The organism is Rhizobium anhuiense bv. trifolii (genome assembly GCF_024346605.1).
GTDB lineage: Bacteria > Pseudomonadota > Alphaproteobacteria > Rhizobiales > Rhizobiaceae > Rhizobium > Rhizobium anhuiense.
In genome coordinates, this window is sequence record NZ_CP098803.1 from 1,962,051 (window position 1) to 1,977,292 (window position 15,242).

Consider the following 15,242-nt stretch of genomic DNA (forward strand, 5'->3'; position numbering starts at 1 on the left):
CGCAAATGCGATTTGTCGTTTGTCCGGTTTCTTCATCCTCGCGGCCGCCAATGGCCGATCATATGCGCGGGTGTAGCTCAGTCGGTTAGAGTGCCGGCCTGTCACGCCGGAGGTCGCGGGTTCGAGCCCCGTCACTCGCGCCATTTTCTTCCGAAAGCCATGCAGTTTCCAATGGTCAGACATGCAGCTTCAGGCAGCTTGCGTGGATTTGTCGCGACATCGTTGCATCTGCTTGATAATGTCCGCGCGCGACGCGTCGAATTGCCTATGTAAATCTCTTGCGCCGGGGCGTCGGCTGCGCTAACCACGGCTTGTTGCAACGCACGTTCGCTTGCCGGGCATTTGCCCAAATGCGCGCCTGGCGCCTCCGGCAAGCAGGGATGAACATGATGACTGAACTGCTCAGTTCTTATATTCCGATCGCTATCTTCATCGCTATCGCGCTCGTTATCGGCCTGGCGCTGCTCATTGCGCCGTTCGCCGTGGCTTTCAAAGCGCCTGATTCGGAAAAGCTCTCGGCTTACGAATGCGGCTTCAACGCGTTCGACGACGCCCGCATGAAGTTCGACATCCGCTTCTACCTCGTGTCGATCCTCTTCATCATCTTCGACCTCGAAGTCGCCTTCCTCTTCCCGTGGGCCGTTTCCTTCGGCGCCATCGGCTGGTTCGGCTTCTGGTCCATGATGGTCTTCCTTCTCGTGCTGACCATCGGCTTTATCTATGAATGGAAGAAGGGAGCCCTGGAATGGGAGTAGCCCCTGTGAGCAATCAGCCCCTCGTCGCCCAGCAGCCGAAGGGGATCATCGATCCCTCGACCGGCAAGCCGATCGGCAGCAATGACGCCTTCTTCGGCGAGATCAACAACGAACTCGCCGACAAGGGTTTCCTTGTCACCTCGACCGACGAGCTGATCAACTGGGCCCGTACCGGCTCGCTGATGTGGATGACCTTCGGTCTGGCCTGCTGCGCCGTCGAAATGATGCAGCTGTCGATGCCGCGCTACGACGTCGAGCGCTTCGGCTTTGCGCCACGCGCCTCGCCGCGCCAGTCCGACGTGATGATCGTCGCCGGCACGCTGACCAACAAGATGGCGCCGGCGCTGCGCAAGGTCTACGACCAGATGCCCGAGCCGCGCTACGTCATCTCGATGGGCTCCTGCGCCAATGGCGGTGGCTATTATCACTATTCCTATTCGGTGGTGCGCGGTTGCGACCGCATCGTGCCGATCGACATCTACGTGCCGGGCTGTCCCCCCACGGCGGAGGCGCTGCTTTACGGCGTGCTTCTGCTGCAGAAGAAGATTCGGCGTACCGGCACGATCGAACGCTAAGGGTTAAGGACAAGGCAATATGAGTGAAGCCCTGACTGAGCTTGCGTCCTACCTTGGTGAAGCGCGCGGCAACCTGGTCGCCGCATCGCAGACGAAGTATGGCGAGCTGACGGTGACGACGACGGGTGAAAACCTGGTCGCGCTGCTGACCTTTTTGCGCGACGACGCCAAATGCGGTTTCGTCAACCTGATCGATATTTGCGGCGTCGACTGGCCGCAGCGCGAGCTGCGTTTCGATGTCGTCTATCATCTGCTGTCGCCGAAGAAGAACCTGCGCATCCGCGTCAAGGTCGCGACCGACGAAGATACGCCAGTTCCCTCGGCCTGCGCCGTCTATCCCGGCGCCGACTGGTTCGAGCGCGAGACCTGGGATATGTACGGCGTGCTCTTCACCGGTCACCCGGACCTGCGCCGCATCCTGACCGACTACGGTTTCGAAGGCCACCCGCTGCGCAAGGACTTCCCGACGACAGGTTTCGTCGAGGTCCGTTACGACGACGCCGCGAAACGCGTCGTGTACGAGCCGGTCGAGTTGAAGCAGGAATTCCGCAACTTCGACTTCATGTCGCCATGGGAAGGCACCGACTATGTGCTGCCCGGTGATGAAAAAGCGAAGCAATAAATTAAAGGCGGCTGGCGGCTTTCGCCGCCACTCATCGGTTATCTGAGAACGCGAGCCATCGCCATGACAGAACATAACGTCCGCAACTTCAACATCAACTTCGGACCGCAGCATCCGGCGGCGCATGGCGTTCTTCGTCTTGTCCTGGAGCTTGACGGCGAAATTGTGGAGCGGGTTGATCCGCATATCGGCCTGTTGCATCGCGGCACCGAGAAGCTGATCGAGACCAAGACCTATCTTCAGGCCGTGCCCTATTTCGATCGCCTCGACTATGTCGCGCCGATGAACCAGGAGCATGCCTATGCGCTGGCCGTCGAAAAGCTGCTCGGCATCGAGATTCCGATCCGCGGCCAGCTGATCCGCGTGCTCTATTCGGAAATCGGCCGCATCCTCTCGCATCTTCTGAACGTCACCACGCAGGCCATGGACGTCGGGGCGCTGACGCCGCCGCTCTGGGGCTTCGAAGAGCGTGAAAAGCTGATGGTGTTTTACGAGCGCGCCAGCGGTTCGCGCATGCACGCTGCTTATGTCCGCCCGGGCGGCGTCCATCAGGACCTGCCGGAACAGCTCGTGCAGGATATCGGCGACTGGTGCGACCCCTTCCTGAAGGCGCTCGACGACATCGACGACCTGCTCACCGGCAACCGCATCTTCAAGCAGCGCAACGTCGATATCGGCGTCGTCTCGCTGGAAGACTGCTGGGCCTGGGGCTTTTCCGGCGTCATGGTGCGCGGTTCGGGCGCTGCCTGGGATCTGCGCCGCGCCCAGCCTTATGAATGTTATTCCGATCTCGAATTCGACATTCCGATCGGCAAGAACGGCGACAACTACGACCGCTACCTGATCCGCATGATCGAGATGCGCGAATCGGTCCGCATCATGAAGCAATGCGTCAATCGCCTGCTGTCCGATGCCAAGACCGGCCCCTTCTCGTCGATCGACGGCAAGGTCGTACCGCCGAAGCGCGGCGAGATGAAGCGCTCGATGGAAGCGCTGATCCACCACTTCAAGCTCTATACCGAAGGCTACCACGTGCCGGCCGGCGAAGTGTACGCCGCCGTCGAGGCGCCGAAGGGCGAGTTCGGCGTCTATCTCGTCTCCGACGGCTCCAACAAGCCTTATCGCTGCAAGATCCGCGCGCCGGGTTATGCCCATCTGCAGGCGATGGACTTCATGTGCCGCGGCCATCAGCTTGCCGACGTCGCGGCCGTGCTCGGCTCGCTCGACATCGTCTTCGGCGAGGTGGACCGCTGATGCAGCTTCTGCCGCTGGCCGTCGCACTCCTTCTTTCGGCATCCGGAGTTTCGGCTCAGGAGGCCGATAGCCTCGGCACGCCGCTGGGCCATAAGGAAGAGACGCCGCCGGCGCAGCAATCGTCCATGGGCGAGCTTTTGTCCAAGGGCTATCAGATCAAGGCTGCCGTTCCGAACGGCGGCAAATTCGTAGTGTTTATGCAGAAAGACCAGTCGGCCTATGCCTGCGAAATGCAGTCTTTGACCGCTTCGCGGTGTGGAACCCTAAACTGACAAGGCGTGAGGAAGAATGTCCGTTCGTCGATTAGCCGAAGATCAATTTCAGCCTGCCGCATTCGCCTTCAGCGATGAGAATGCGGTCTGGGCGGACAAGACGATCCAGAAATACCCCGCCGGCCGCCAGCAATCGGCGGTCATTCCGCTATTGATGCGGGCGCAGGAGCAGGACGGTTGGGTCACGCGCGCGGCGATCGAAAAGATCGCCGACATGCTCGACATGGCCTATATCAGAGTGCTCGAGGTCGCGACCTTCTATACGCAGTTCCAGCTGCATCCTGTCGGCACGCGCGCCCATGTCCAGGTCTGCGGCACGACGCCCTGCATGCTGCGCGGCTCGGAAGCGCTGATGTCGGTCTGCAAGAGCAAGATCCATGCCCATGCCTTCGAGCGCAATGCCGAAGGCACGCTGTCCTGGGAAGAGGTCGAATGTCTCGGGGCCTGCGTCAACGCGCCGATGGTGATGATCGGCAAGGACACCTATGAGGACCTGACGCCCGAGCGTCTCGAAGAGATCATCGACGTCTTTGCCGCCGGCAACGGCGCCAGCATCAAGCCCGGCACCCAGATCGACCGGATATTTTCAGCACCCGAAGGCGGCCCGACCTCGCTGACGACGGAAGAGCCGAAGGCCAGGACGCGCGCCAAGAAGGCCGATGCCGAAACCGTGTCGGCTCCGGTCGATGCCGCGCCGGTTCCGCCTTCCGAGGCCGCCCGCCCGAAGAGCACCGATGCCGAGACCAATGCAGCGCTGAAGACGCCGGCAACCGCACCGAAGGCGGCGGCGAAGAACGCCAAGGCCGCCGAAGAGCAGCCGATATCGGGCACGGCGGCTGCCGAACCGGCGCCGAAAGCTACCGTCAAGGCCGAAGCCGCCCCGTCGGCCAAGCCTTCCCTGACCGACAAGAACCGTCCGTCCGGCATCGAAAAGCCCGCAGCCCCGGATGATCTGAAGATGATCTCGGGCGTCGGTCCGAAGATCGAGGCGACGCTGAACGAAATCGGCATCTTCACCTTCGCGCAGGTCGCGGGCTGGAAGAAGGCCGAACGCGAATGGGTCGACGGCTACCTGAACTTCCGCGGCCGCATCGAGCGCGATGACTGGGTCAAGCAGGCCAAGGCGCTCGCCAAGGGCGGGGAAGCGGAATATATCAAGGTCTTCGGCAAGAAGCCGCGGTAAGAGGTGAAGCATGTTACAAGATAAAGACCGCATCTTTACCAACATCTACGGCCTCAAGGACAAGTCCCTGAAGGGCGCGATGAGCCGCGGCCACTGGGACGGCACCAAGCAGATCCTCGAAAAGGGCCGTGACTGGATCATCAACGAGATGAAGGCATCCGGCCTTCGCGGTCGCGGCGGCGCTGGCTTCCCCACGGGTCTCAAATGGTCCTTCATGCCGAAGGAAAGCGACGGACGCCCGCATTACCTCGTCGTCAACGCCGACGAATCCGAGCCCGGTACCTGCAAGGACCGCGACATCATGCGCCACGATCCGCATACGCTGATCGAAGGCTGCGTCATCGCGAGCTTCGCCATGGGCGCCAATGCGGCCTACATCTATGTGCGCGGCGAATATATAAGAGAGCGCGAGGCGCTGCAGGCGGCGATCGATGAATGCTATGATTACGGCCTGCTCGGCAAGAACAACAAGCTCGGCTGGGACATGGACATCTTCGTCCATCATGGCGCCGGCGCCTATATCTGCGGCGAGGAAACCGCGCTGCTCGAAAGCCTCGAAGGCAAGAAGGGCCAGCCGCGCCTGAAGCCGCCATTCCCGGCCAATATGGGCCTCTACGGCTGCCCGACGACTGTCAACAACGTCGAATCGATCGCTGTTGCACCGACGATCCTGCGCCGCGGCGCCGGCTGGTTCTCCGCCATCGGCCGCCCGAACAATGTCGGCACCAAGCTGTTCATGCTCTCCGGCCACGTCAACAAGCCGTGCACGGTCGAAGAGGAAATGGGCATCACCTTCCGCGAGCTGGTCGATCGCCACGCCGGCGGCATCCGCGGCGGCTGGGACAATCTGCTCGCCGTCATTCCGGGCGGCGCATCCTGCCCGATCGTTCCGGCCAAGGACATCATCGACTGCCCGATGGATTTCGACGGCTTGCGCGGCGTCGGCTCCTCCTTCGGCACGGCGGCGGCGATCGTCATGGACAAGTCCACCGACGTCATCAAGGCGATCGCCCGCATCTCCGCCTTCTTCAAGCACGAGAGCTGCGGTCAGTGCACGCCGTGCCGCGAAGGCACGGGCTGGATGTGGCGGGTGATGGAACGCATGGCCAAGGGCAATGCCCAGAAGCGCGAAATCGACATGCTGTTCCAGGTGACCAAGCAGATCGAAGGCCACACCATCTGTGCGCTGGGCGACGCAGCCGCATGGCCGGTGCAGGGTCTGATCCGTAACTTCCGTCCCGAGATCGAAAAGCGCATCGACCAGTATACGGCGAGCGCGCTCGATCACGGCGCGGTTCTGGAGGCGGCTGAATAATCATGGCGGACAATGCATCCAAGGCTGGGAAGAAGGAAGAAGTCGCCGATTTCGCGGCCGGTTTCGGCCGCCTTGCCGCCGAGATGCTTGAAAATGCACAGGCGATGCCGGTGCATCCGCTGATGGCGCATCCGGCTGCAGCCTTTGCCGCGGCAACGGCGATCGGCTTCGGTTTCTCGACGCAGATGGCCGGCGCCTTCTTCGGGGCCTGGCAGAGCGCCCTGGAAACCACGAGCAAAGTCGCTGCCGCTCTCGATGACACGCCGCCGGACGAGCCGGCGCCCGATGTCGAAATCCGGCCGGAGAATATTCGCCCTGCCGTCAAGGCTTTCACCAAGCCGGCGGCCGGGAAGAAGGCAGGGCCGACACTGACTGTCGTCAGGCCGGTCAGCGAGCCGATCCCGGCCAGCCAGACGAAGCCGGTCACTGAAGCGAAGTCGGTCGGCCAAACGAAGCCGGTCAGCCAAACGAAGTCGGTTAGCGATACGAAGCCGGGCCAGCTGAAGCCGGCCGTGAAGGCAAGACCGGCTGCGCGGGCTGTCAAGGCCGACGATCTCAAGCTGATCGCCGGCATCGGCCCGAAGCTGGAGCAGGTGCTGAACGCCAAGGGTATTCGCAGCTTCGCCGAGATTGCCGCCTGGACCGACGCGGAAATCGCCCGGCTCGACGCGGAACTCGGCTTCAACGGCCGCATCGGCCGTGACGACTGGACCGGTCAGGCAAAAGTTCTGGCAGGGCGAGGCCGCAGGAAGAAATGAACTGTCCGGCCGTGTCAATCGGCCGGAAGAATGGGCAGATCGGCGGACGGGCGGGGGCCTTTCGATGCCGGTGCGGGTTCCGGGTCTGGAACGCGTGACAGAGAATTTCGGCGACATCCGGTGTCGGCAGGACGAAAGATCCGGCTTGGCAATGAGAATGTTGCAAAAATAGGTTTGTTTGCCGTCATCAGGCAAACGGGAAACAGGACTGAGCGACGATGGCAAAACTGAAGATTGACGGCAACGAGATCGAAGTTCCGGATCATTTCACGCTATTGCAGGCGTGTGAGGATGCCGGCGCCGAGGTTCCGCGCTTCTGCTTCCACGAGCGCCTGTCGGTTGCCGGCAATTGCCGCATGTGCCTCGTCGAGGTGAAGGGTGGCCCGCCGAAGCCGCAGGCTTCCTGCGCCATGAGCGTGCGCGACATTCGCGGCGGCCCGAACGGCGAACTGCCCGAGGTCTTCACCAACACCCCGATGGTCAAGAAGGCCCGCGAAGGCGTGATGGAATTCCTGCTGATCAACCATCCGCTGGATTGCCCGATCTGCGACCAGGGCGGCGAATGCGACCTGCAGGACCAGGCGATGGCCTTCGGCATCGACACCTCGCGCTATCAAGAAGACAAGCGCGCCGTCGAAGACAAGTATATCGGCCCGCTCGTCAAGACGGTGATGAACCGCTGCATCCACTGCACGCGCTGCGTTCGCTTCACGACGGAGGTTGCCGGCATTTCCGAACTCGGCCTGATCGGCCGTGGCGAGGATGCCGAGATCACCACCTATCTCGAACAGGCGATGACCTCCGAGCTGCAGGGCAACGTCGTTGACCTTTGCCCGGTCGGCGCGCTCACCTCCAAGCCCTTCGCCTTCACCGCGCGCCCGTGGGAATTGAACAAGACCGAATCGATCGACGTCATGGATGCCGTCGGTTCGGCGATCCGCGTCGACACCCGTGGCCGCGAAGTCATGCGAATCCTGCCGCGCGTCAACGAGGCGATCAACGAAGAGTGGATCTCAGACAAGAGCCGCTTCATCTGGGACGGACTGAAGACCCAGCGCCTCGATCGGCCCTATGTGCGCCGCGACGGCCGCCTGCAGCCCGCCACCTGGGCCGAAGCCTTCGGCGCCATCAAGGCCGCCGTCAGCGCCACTTCGGGCGACAAGATCGGCGCGATCGCGGGCGATCTCGCTTCCGTCGAGGAAATGTATGCGCTCTCCGAACTGGTGAAGTCGCTGGGCTCGACCAATCTCGACTGTCGCCAGGATGGGGCGGCACTCCATCCGTCGCTCGGCCGCGCAAGCTACCTGTTCAACCCGACCATTTCGGGCATCGACCAGGCCGATGCGCTGTTGATCATCGGCGCCAATCCGCGCTTCGAGGCGGCGATCCTCAATGCCCGCATCCGCAAGCGCTGGCGCCGCGGCAAGTTCCCGATCGGCGTCATCGGCGAGCCGGGCGAGCTGCGCTACAGCTATGATTACCTCGGCGGCGGTCCCGACACGCTGAAGGATCTGATCGACGGCAACCACGCTTTCGCTGACGTGCTGAAGAACGCCGCCAAGCCGATGATCATCATCGGCCAGGGCGCGCTGTCGCGCACCGACGGCGCCGGCGTTCTCGCCAGTGCCGCCAAGCTCGCCGGTTCGGTCGGCGCAGTCGTCGAAGGCTGGAACGGCTTTGCCGTCCTCCATACCGCAGCCTCCCGTGTCGGCGGCCTCGACCTCGGCTTCGTGCCGGGTGCTGCCGGCGTCAATGCCGCCGAAATGCTGAGCGCGATGGACGTGCTCTTCCTGCTCGGCGCCGACGAACTCGATTTCGCCGCCAAGAAGGCCAGGCTCACCGTCTATATCGGCTCGCATGGCGACAACGGCGCGCATCATGCCGACGTCATCCTGCCGGCTGCAGCCTATACCGAAAAGTCCGGCACCTGGGTCAACACCGAGGGCCGCGTCCAGATGGGCAACCGCGCCGGCTTTGCGCCGGGCGACGCCCGCGAAGACTGGGCGATCATCCGCGCCCTGTCCGACGTGCTCGGCAAGAAGCTTCCCTTCGATTCGCTGGGCGAACTGCGCGTCCGGCTCTATGCCGCTTTCCCGCATTTCGCTGCCATCGACGAGATCGCCGAAAGCGATAGCGCCCAAATTGCCGCAGTTGCGAAAAAAGCCGGCAAGATGAACAAGTCAGGGTTTGCGTCGCCGGTCAAAGACTTCTATTTGACGAACCCGATAGCGCGCGCCTCGGCTGTCATGGCGGAGTGCTCGGCATTGGCCCGCAACAACTTCAAAGTCGCGGCAGAGTAAGGGCAGGGGACTATGGATTCTTTCTTTTCGACCTATGTCTGGCCGGCGATCATCATGATCGGTCAGTCGCTGCTGCTTCTGGTCTGCCTGCTCGTCTTCATCGCCTATGTGTTGCTCGCCGACCGCAAGATCTGGGCGGCCGTGCAGCTGCGCCGCGGCCCGAACGTCGTCGGTCCCTTCGGCCTGTTCCAGTCCTTCGCCGACCTTCTGAAGTTCGTCTTCAAGGAGCCGATCATTCCGGCCGGCGCCAACAAGGCGGTGTTCCTGCTGGCCCCGCTGGTGACCGTGCTTCTGGCGCTGTCCACCTGGGCGGTGGTGCCGCTGGCCGACGGATGGGTGATCGCCAACATCAATGTCGGCATCCTCTATATTTTCGCCATCTCCTCGCTCGAGGTTTACGGCATCATCATGGGTGGCTGGGCTTCGAACTCGAAGTATCCGTTCCTCGGCGCGCTGCGTTCGGCGGCCCAGATGGTCTCCTATGAAGTTTCGATCGGCTTCGTCATCGTCACCGTGCTTCTCTGCGTCGGCTCGCTGAACCTGACCGATATCGTCAATGCCCAGCATACCGGCCTCGGCACCATGCTCGGCCTGCCGTCGTCGTTCCTCGACTGGCACTGGCTGTCGCTCTTCCCGATGTTCATCATCTTCTTCATTTCCGCACTTGCCGAGACGAACCGTCCGCCCTTCGACCTGCCGGAAGCCGAATCGGAACTCGTCGCCGGCTTCATGGTCGAATACGGTTCCTCGCCATACATGATGTTCATGCTCGGCGAATATGCGGCCGTCGTCCTGATGTGCTCGCTGACGACCATCCTGTTCCTCGGTGGCTGGCTGCCACCGGTCGATTTCTGGCTCATCAATTGGGTGCCGGGCATCATCTGGTTCATGCTGAAGGCCTGCTTCGTGTTCTTCATGTTCGCGATGGTCAAGGCTTTCGTTCCGCGTTACCGCTACGACCAGCTCATGCGCCTCGGCTGGAAGGTCTTCCTGCCGCTGTCGCTCGCCATGGTCGTCATCGTTGCATTCGTGCTGAAACTGACGGGTTGGGCATGATCATGTCCGCTCTCGTTTCCGGCAAAATTGGAGGTTGAAGATGGCAAGCTTGTCCGGCTCCATCAGCTCGCTGTTTCTCAAGGAATTCGTCGGCGCGTTCTTCTTGTCGATGCGCTATTTCTTCCGCCAGAAGGCGACGATCAACTATCCCTTCGAAAAGGGCCCGGTCTCCCCGCGTTTCCGCGGCGAGCATGCGCTGCGCCGTTATCCGAACGGCGAGGAACGCTGCATCGCCTGCAAGCTCTGCGAGGCGATCTGTCCTGCCCAGGCGATCACCATCGAGGCGGGTCCGCGCCGCAATGACGGCACGCGCCGCACGGTGCGTTACGATATCGACATGGTGAAGTGCATCTATTGCGGCTTCTGCCAGGAAGCCTGCCCGGTCGACGCGATCGTCGAAGGCCCGAATTTCGAATTTGCGACGGAAACCCGCGAAGAGCTTTATTTCGACAAGGCGCGGCTTCTGGACAACGGAGACCGGTGGGAGCGCGAAATCGCCCGCAACATCGCGATCGACTCGCCGTACCGCTGATTGAGATTTGAAATGCCGCGATGGAGCAGTTGCTCCGAGCGCGGTCAATATGCACAGGAGCCTTGCCGGTTCTCGCCGCGCAAAGCTCTATCGGGCAGGGAAACTCCCGGCTGCCCGGGGGAAGATGAAAAAGGCACCAACATGGGTCTGCAGGCTCTATTTTTCTATCTTTTCGCCTTTGTCGCGGTGGCGTCGGCGTTCATGGTCATCTGGGCGAAGAACCCGGTTCACTCGGTTCTGTTCCTGATCCTGGTGTTCTTCAACGCAGCCGGCCTCTTCCTGCTGCTCGGTGCCGAATTCCTGGCGATGATCCTGCTGGTCGTCTATGTCGGCGCCGTCGCCGTGCTCTTCCTCTTCGTGGTGATGATGCTCGATATCGACTTCACCGAACTGAGGGCCGGCGTTCTCGAATATGCGCCGATCGGCGGGCTGATCGGGGTGATCCTGGCGGCCGAGCTGATCGTCGTCATCGGCGGCAGCGTGATTTCGCCTGAGATCGCCAAATCGGTCGCCATGCCGATACCGGCATTGACGGAGCGCACCAATACGGCCGCCCTCGGCGACGTGCTCTACACCAACTACGTCTATTTCTTCCAGATCGCCGGTCTGGTGCTGCTGGTGGCCATGATCGGCGCGATCGTGCTGACGCTCAGGCACCGCACCAACATCAAGCGGCAGAATATCCCCCGGCAGGTTGCCCGCACGCCCGCCACCGCCGTCGAGGTGGTGTCGGTCAAGCCCGGGCAGGGCGTCTAAAGGCAGGTCAAGGAACAAAGAACATGGTCATCGGACTTTCCCACTACCTGACGGTCAGCGCCATCCTCTTCACGCTCGGCGTCTTCGGCATCTTCCTCAACCGGAAGAACGTCATCGTCATCCTGATGTCGATCGAACTGATCCTGCTTGCCGTCAATATCAACATGGTCGCCTTCTCCTCCTTCCTGAACGACATCGTCGGCCAGGTCTTCGCGCTGTTCATCCTGACGGTCGCGGCAGCCGAAGCGGCGATCGGTCTTGCAATTCTCGTTGTCTTCTACCGCAACCGCGGCTCGATCGCGGTCGAAGACGTCAATATGATGAAGGGCTGAGTGGCTCATGTTCCTCTATAAGGCTATCGTCTTTCTTCCCTTGATCGGTGCGATCGTCGCCGGCCTCTTCGGCCGCGCCATCGGCGCCAAGGCTTCGGAATATGTCACCAGCGGCCTGATGATCATCGCCGCCATCCTGTCCTGGATCGTCTTCTTCACGGTCGGCATGGGCCACGCCGAAGGCGGCCCGATCAAGGTCGAGGTGCTGCGCTGGATCCAGTCCGGCGGCATCGACGTCTCCTGGTCGCTGCGCGTGGATACGCTGACCTCGGTCATGCTGATCGTCGTCAACACGGTCTCGACGCTGGTGCATGTCTATTCGATCGGTTACATGCACACCGATCCCCATCGCCCGCGCTTCTTTGCCTATCTCTCGCTCTTCACCTTCGCCATGCTGATGCTGGTGACCGCCGACAACCTTGCCCAGATGTTCTTCGGCTGGGAAGGCGTCGGTCTCGCCTCCTATCTGCTGATCGGCTTCTGGTTCAAGAAGCCGTCGGCAACCGCTGCGGCGATGAAGGCCTTCATCGTCAACCGCGTCGGCGACTTCGGCTTCGTGCTTGGCATTGCCGGCGTCTTCGTGCTGTTCGGCTCGATCAATTTCGACACGATCTTCGCCAATGCCTCGAACTTCGCCCCGCATGAAGGCGGCGGCGAGGCGGGCGAGGTGATCCTCAACCTCTTCGGCATGCAGCTCGACAAGGCGCATGCGCTGACCGGCATCTGCCTGCTGCTGTTCATGGGCGCGATGGGCAAGTCGGCGCAGTTCCTGCTGCACACCTGGCTGCCTGATGCCATGGAAGGCCCGACTCCGGTCTCGGCCCTCATCCATGCCGCCACCATGGTCACCGCCGGCGTCTTCCTCGTCGCCCGCATGTCGCCGCTGTTCGAACTGTCGCCGGATGCGCTCGTCGTCGTCACCGTGATCGGCGCGATCACCGCCTTCTTCGCGGCCACCGTCGGCCTGGTGCAGAACGACATCAAGCGCGTCATCGCCTATTCCACCTGCTCGCAGCTCGGCTACATGTTCGTGGCGCTCGGGGTAGGGGCCTATGGCGCGGCGATCTTCCATCTCTTCACCCATGCCTTCTTCAAGGCGCTGCTCTTCCTCTGCGCCGGCTCGGTCATCCACGCCGTCGATGGCGAGCAGGACATGCGCTACATGGGTGGCCTGTGGCCGCACATCAAAGTTACAGCCGGCCTCATGATCATCGGCACGCTGGCGATCACCGGTGTCGGCATTCCCTTCACGCCGTTCGGTCTTGCCGGCTTCTTCTCCAAGGACGTGATCATCGAGGCGACCTATGCATCGCATTCGCCGGTCGCGGGCTTTGCCTTCTCGCTGCTGGTCATCGCGGCTCTGTTCACTAGCTTCTATTCCTGGCGCCTGATCTTCATGACCTTCTTCGGCAAGCCGCGCGCTTCGCACGAGGTCATGCACCACGTTCACGAATCGCCGCAGGTCATGCTGGTGCCGCTCTATATCCTCGCGCTCGGCGCGGTGCTTGCGGGCGTGATCTTCGAAGGCCGGTTCTATGGCGAGGAATATGCCGAGTTCTGGAAGGGCGCGCTCTTTACTGGCGCTGAGAACGAACTGGTCGAAGAGTTCCACCATGTGCCGGCGCTCGTGGCTTTGAGCCCGTTCATCGCCATGGTGCTCGGCTTCGTCACGGCTTGGTACATGTATATCCGCTCGCCGCAGACGCCGCGCATCCTGGCGCAGCAGCATCGCGTGCTCTACCAGTTCCTGTTGAACAAGTGGTATTTCGACGAGCTCTACGACTTCCTCTTCGTCCGCACCGCCAAGGCGCTCGGCCGCTTCCTGTGGAAGAAGGGTGATGTCGGCGTCATCGACACCTACGGCCCGAACGGCGTCGCCGCCCGCGTCGTCGCCGTCACCGACCGCGTCGTCCGCCTGCAGACCGGTTACCTCTATCACTACGCCTTCGCCATGCTGATCGGCATTGCGGCGCTCGTTACCTGGATGATGCTCGGGAGTTCCTTCTGATGACCGATTGGCCTATTCTTTCAACGGTCACCTTCCTGCCGCTCGTCGGCGTGGTGCTCCTGCTATTGATGAACGGCGAGAGCGAAACCGGCCGGAAGAACGTGCTGTGGATCTCGCTCATCACCACCGTCTTCACCTTCGTCGTCTCGCTCTTGATCTGGACCGGCTTCGACAATGCTAATCCGGGCTTCCAGATGGTCGAGAAGCATAACTGGCTCGGCACCGGCATCGGCTACCACGTCGGCGTCGACGGCATCTCGATGCTGTTCGTCATCCTGTCGACCTTCCTCATGCCCTTCTGCGTGCTGGCGAGCTGGCTCTCGATCGAGAAGCGCCTGAAGGAATATATGATCGCCTTCCTCATCCTGGAAACGATGATGGTCGGCGTCTTCGTCTCGCTCGATATCGTGCTGTTCTACGTCTTCTTCGAAGCGGGCCTCATTCCGATGTTCCTGATCATCGGCGTGTGGGGCGGCAAGGACCGCGTCTATGCGAGCTACAAGTTCTTCCTCTATACGCTGCTCGGCTCGGTGCTGATGCTGCTCGCCATCATGGCGATGTATTGGCAGGCCGGCACGACCGACATCACCGCGCTGCTCGCCTACAAGTTCCCGCCGGCGCTGCAGACCTGGTTATGGCTTGCCTTCTTCGCCTCCTTCGCGGTGAAGATGCCGATGTGGCCGGTCCATACCTGGCTTCCCGATGCCCACGTTCAGGCACCGACGGCAGGCTCGGTGATCCTGGCCGGCGTGCTCCTGAAGCTCGGCGGCTACGGTCTTATCCGCTTCTCGCTCGGCATGTTCCCGGTCGCCTCCGATTATTTCGCGCCGCTCGTCTTCGCCATGTCGGTGATTGCCATCATCTATACCTCGCTGGTGGCGATGATGCAGGACGACATCAAGAAGCTGATCGCCTATTCCTCCGTGGCCCATATGGGCTACGTGACCATGGGCATCTTTGCGGCCAACATGCAGGGCGTTCAGGGCTCGATCTTCCAGATGCTGTCGCACGGCATCGTCTCCGGCGCGCTCTTCCTCTGCGTCGGCGTCGTCTACGACCGCACGCACACCCGCGAGATCAACGCCTATGGCGGCCTCGTCAGCAACATGCCGAAATATGCCGTCGCGATGATGGTCTTCACCATGGCCAATGTCGGGCTTCCCGGCACGTCGGGCTTCATCGGCGAATTCCTGACGCTGATGGGCGTCTTCCGGGTCAACACCTGGGTCGCGCTCTTCGCCGCCACCGGCGTCATCCTCTCGGCCGCTTACGCGCTCTGGCTATATCGCCGGGTGATCTTCGGCGCTCTGGAGAAGGAAAAGCTGAAGGCGCTGCTCGATCTGTCGCCGCGCGAGCAGCTGATCCTCTACCCGCTGGTCGCGCTGACCATCTTCTTCGGCGTTTACCCGGCTCCGGTCTTCGATGCGACGGCCGCCTCGGTGGATCTGCTGGTCAACAACTACACGGCCGCCGTGCACGCAGCGCAGAATGTTGCGCTGTCTATGAAATGATGACGGGACTTAT

At 61.9% G+C, this 15,242-nt stretch carries 15 protein-coding genes and 1 tRNA gene; all 16 read left to right on the forward strand.

What is annotated here, in order from left to right:
• Positions 1–66: 66 nt before the first annotated feature.
• The 16 genes from NE851_RS18300 to NE851_RS18375 all read left to right on the forward strand — a co-directional run bounded on the left by NE851_RS18300 (position 67) and on the right by NE851_RS18375 (position 15,229).
• Positions 67–143: transfer RNA gene (locus NE851_RS18300), tRNA-Asp, on the forward strand.
• A 246-nt stretch (positions 144–389) separates the two neighbouring features.
• Complete coding sequence (locus tag NE851_RS18305) at positions 390–755, forward strand: NADH-quinone oxidoreductase subunit A (protein WP_010055493.1); 366 nt, start codon at positions 390–392, stop codon at positions 753–755.
• Positions 746–1,330, forward strand: coding sequence for a NuoB/complex I 20 kDa subunit family protein (locus NE851_RS18310; protein WP_003578567.1), 585 nt, complete (start codon positions 746–748; stop codon positions 1,328–1,330). Before NE851_RS18305 ends, NE851_RS18310 begins: the two co-directional genes overlap by 10 nt.
• Before the next feature lie 19 nt (positions 1,331–1,349).
• Complete coding sequence (locus tag NE851_RS18315) at positions 1,350–1,952, forward strand: NADH-quinone oxidoreductase subunit C (protein WP_047616504.1); 603 nt, start codon at positions 1,350–1,352, stop codon at positions 1,950–1,952.
• Positions 1,953–2,015: 63 nt separating this feature from the next.
• Positions 2,016–3,206 (forward strand): NADH-quinone oxidoreductase subunit D, encoded by a 1,191-nt coding sequence (locus NE851_RS18320; RefSeq protein ID WP_047616506.1) that lies wholly within the window; start codon positions 2,016–2,018, stop codon positions 3,204–3,206.
• On the forward strand, positions 3,206–3,478 hold the full coding sequence (locus NE851_RS18325; RefSeq protein WP_047616508.1) for a hypothetical protein: 273 nt from the start codon (positions 3,206–3,208) through the stop codon (positions 3,476–3,478). Before NE851_RS18320 ends, NE851_RS18325 begins: the two co-directional genes overlap by 1 nt.
• Before the next feature lie 16 nt (positions 3,479–3,494).
• The gene (locus NE851_RS18330; protein ID WP_047616510.1) at positions 3,495–4,661 is read left to right on the forward strand and encodes an NADH-quinone oxidoreductase subunit E; all 1,167 of its coding nucleotides are present in this window, start codon (positions 3,495–3,497) and stop codon (positions 4,659–4,661) included.
• A gap of 10 nt (positions 4,662–4,671) precedes the next feature.
• Positions 4,672–5,976 carry an NADH-quinone oxidoreductase subunit NuoF gene (gene nuoF / locus NE851_RS18335; protein WP_003547378.1) on the forward strand — a complete coding sequence of 435 codons (1,305 nt, stop codon included), beginning with the start codon at positions 4,672–4,674 and terminating at the stop codon, positions 5,974–5,976.
• Positions 5,977–5,978: 2 nt separating this feature from the next.
• Positions 5,979–6,734, forward strand: a complete 756-nt coding sequence (locus tag NE851_RS18340; protein ID WP_047616513.1) for a helix-hairpin-helix domain-containing protein — start codon at positions 5,979–5,981, stop codon at positions 6,732–6,734.
• 218 nt (positions 6,735–6,952) lie between these two features.
• Complete coding sequence (nuoG, locus tag NE851_RS18345) at positions 6,953–9,034, forward strand: NADH-quinone oxidoreductase subunit NuoG (protein ID WP_097623013.1); 2,082 nt, start codon at positions 6,953–6,955, stop codon at positions 9,032–9,034.
• A 12-nt stretch (positions 9,035–9,046) separates the two neighbouring features.
• Positions 9,047–10,090: an NADH-quinone oxidoreductase subunit NuoH gene (nuoH, locus tag NE851_RS18350; protein ID WP_047616518.1), complete on the forward strand. Its 1,044-nt coding sequence runs from the start codon at positions 9,047–9,049 to the stop codon at positions 10,088–10,090.
• Between the two features lie 40 nt (positions 10,091–10,130).
• Positions 10,131–10,622 (forward strand): NADH-quinone oxidoreductase subunit NuoI, encoded by a 492-nt coding sequence (gene nuoI, locus NE851_RS18355; protein WP_003547385.1) that lies wholly within the window; start codon positions 10,131–10,133, stop codon positions 10,620–10,622.
• 141 nt (positions 10,623–10,763) lie between these two features.
• Complete coding sequence (locus NE851_RS18360; protein ID WP_047616520.1) at positions 10,764–11,378, forward strand: NADH-quinone oxidoreductase subunit J; 615 nt, start codon at positions 10,764–10,766, stop codon at positions 11,376–11,378.
• A 23-nt stretch (positions 11,379–11,401) separates the two neighbouring features.
• Complete coding sequence (gene nuoK / locus NE851_RS18365; RefSeq protein WP_003547388.1) at positions 11,402–11,710, forward strand: NADH-quinone oxidoreductase subunit NuoK; 309 nt, start codon at positions 11,402–11,404, stop codon at positions 11,708–11,710.
• Between the two features lie 7 nt (positions 11,711–11,717).
• Positions 11,718–13,718 carry an NADH-quinone oxidoreductase subunit L gene (gene nuoL, locus NE851_RS18370; RefSeq protein ID WP_047616522.1) on the forward strand — a complete coding sequence of 667 codons (2,001 nt, stop codon included), beginning with the start codon at positions 11,718–11,720 and terminating at the stop codon, positions 13,716–13,718.
• Entirely contained in the window at positions 13,718–15,229 is a 1,512-nt protein-coding gene (locus NE851_RS18375; protein ID WP_097623012.1) for an NADH-quinone oxidoreductase subunit M, read from the forward strand. Before nuoL ends, NE851_RS18375 begins: the two co-directional genes overlap by 1 nt.
• Positions 15,230–15,242: the final 13 nt, after the last annotated feature.

What these genes read in the sequence shown, in the direction of transcription:
- NE851_RS18330 (WP_047616510.1), top strand. Translation starts at nt 3,495, where the DNA reads ATGTCCGTTCGTCGATTAGCCGAAGATCAATTTCAGCCTGCCGCATTC.
- nuoK (WP_003547388.1), top strand. Translation starts at nt 11,402, where the DNA reads ATGGTCATCGGACTTTCCCACTACCTGACGGTCAGCGCCATCCTCTTC.
- NE851_RS18375 (WP_097623012.1), top strand. Translation starts at nt 13,718, where the DNA reads ATGACCGATTGGCCTATTCTTTCAACGGTCACCTTCCTGCCGCTCGTC.
- nuoH (WP_047616518.1), top strand. Translation starts at nt 9,047, where the DNA reads ATGGATTCTTTCTTTTCGACCTATGTCTGGCCGGCGATCATCATGATC.
- nuoG (WP_097623013.1), top strand. Translation starts at nt 6,953, where the DNA reads ATGGCAAAACTGAAGATTGACGGCAACGAGATCGAAGTTCCGGATCAT.
- NE851_RS18305 (WP_010055493.1), top strand. Translation starts at nt 390, where the DNA reads ATGACTGAACTGCTCAGTTCTTATATTCCGATCGCTATCTTCATCGCT.
- nuoF (WP_003547378.1), top strand. Translation starts at nt 4,672, where the DNA reads ATGTTACAAGATAAAGACCGCATCTTTACCAACATCTACGGCCTCAAG.
- NE851_RS18310 (WP_003578567.1), top strand. Translation starts at nt 746, where the DNA reads ATGGGAGTAGCCCCTGTGAGCAATCAGCCCCTCGTCGCCCAGCAGCCG.
- NE851_RS18320 (WP_047616506.1), top strand. Translation starts at nt 2,016, where the DNA reads ATGACAGAACATAACGTCCGCAACTTCAACATCAACTTCGGACCGCAG.
- NE851_RS18315 (WP_047616504.1), top strand. Translation starts at nt 1,350, where the DNA reads ATGAGTGAAGCCCTGACTGAGCTTGCGTCCTACCTTGGTGAAGCGCGC.
- nuoL (WP_047616522.1), top strand. Translation starts at nt 11,718, where the DNA reads ATGTTCCTCTATAAGGCTATCGTCTTTCTTCCCTTGATCGGTGCGATC.
- NE851_RS18325 (WP_047616508.1), top strand. Translation starts at nt 3,206, where the DNA reads ATGCAGCTTCTGCCGCTGGCCGTCGCACTCCTTCTTTCGGCATCCGGA.
- NE851_RS18340 (WP_047616513.1), top strand. Translation starts at nt 5,979, where the DNA reads ATGGCGGACAATGCATCCAAGGCTGGGAAGAAGGAAGAAGTCGCCGAT.
- nuoI (WP_003547385.1), top strand. Translation starts at nt 10,131, where the DNA reads ATGGCAAGCTTGTCCGGCTCCATCAGCTCGCTGTTTCTCAAGGAATTC.
- NE851_RS18360 (WP_047616520.1), top strand. Translation starts at nt 10,764, where the DNA reads ATGGGTCTGCAGGCTCTATTTTTCTATCTTTTCGCCTTTGTCGCGGTG.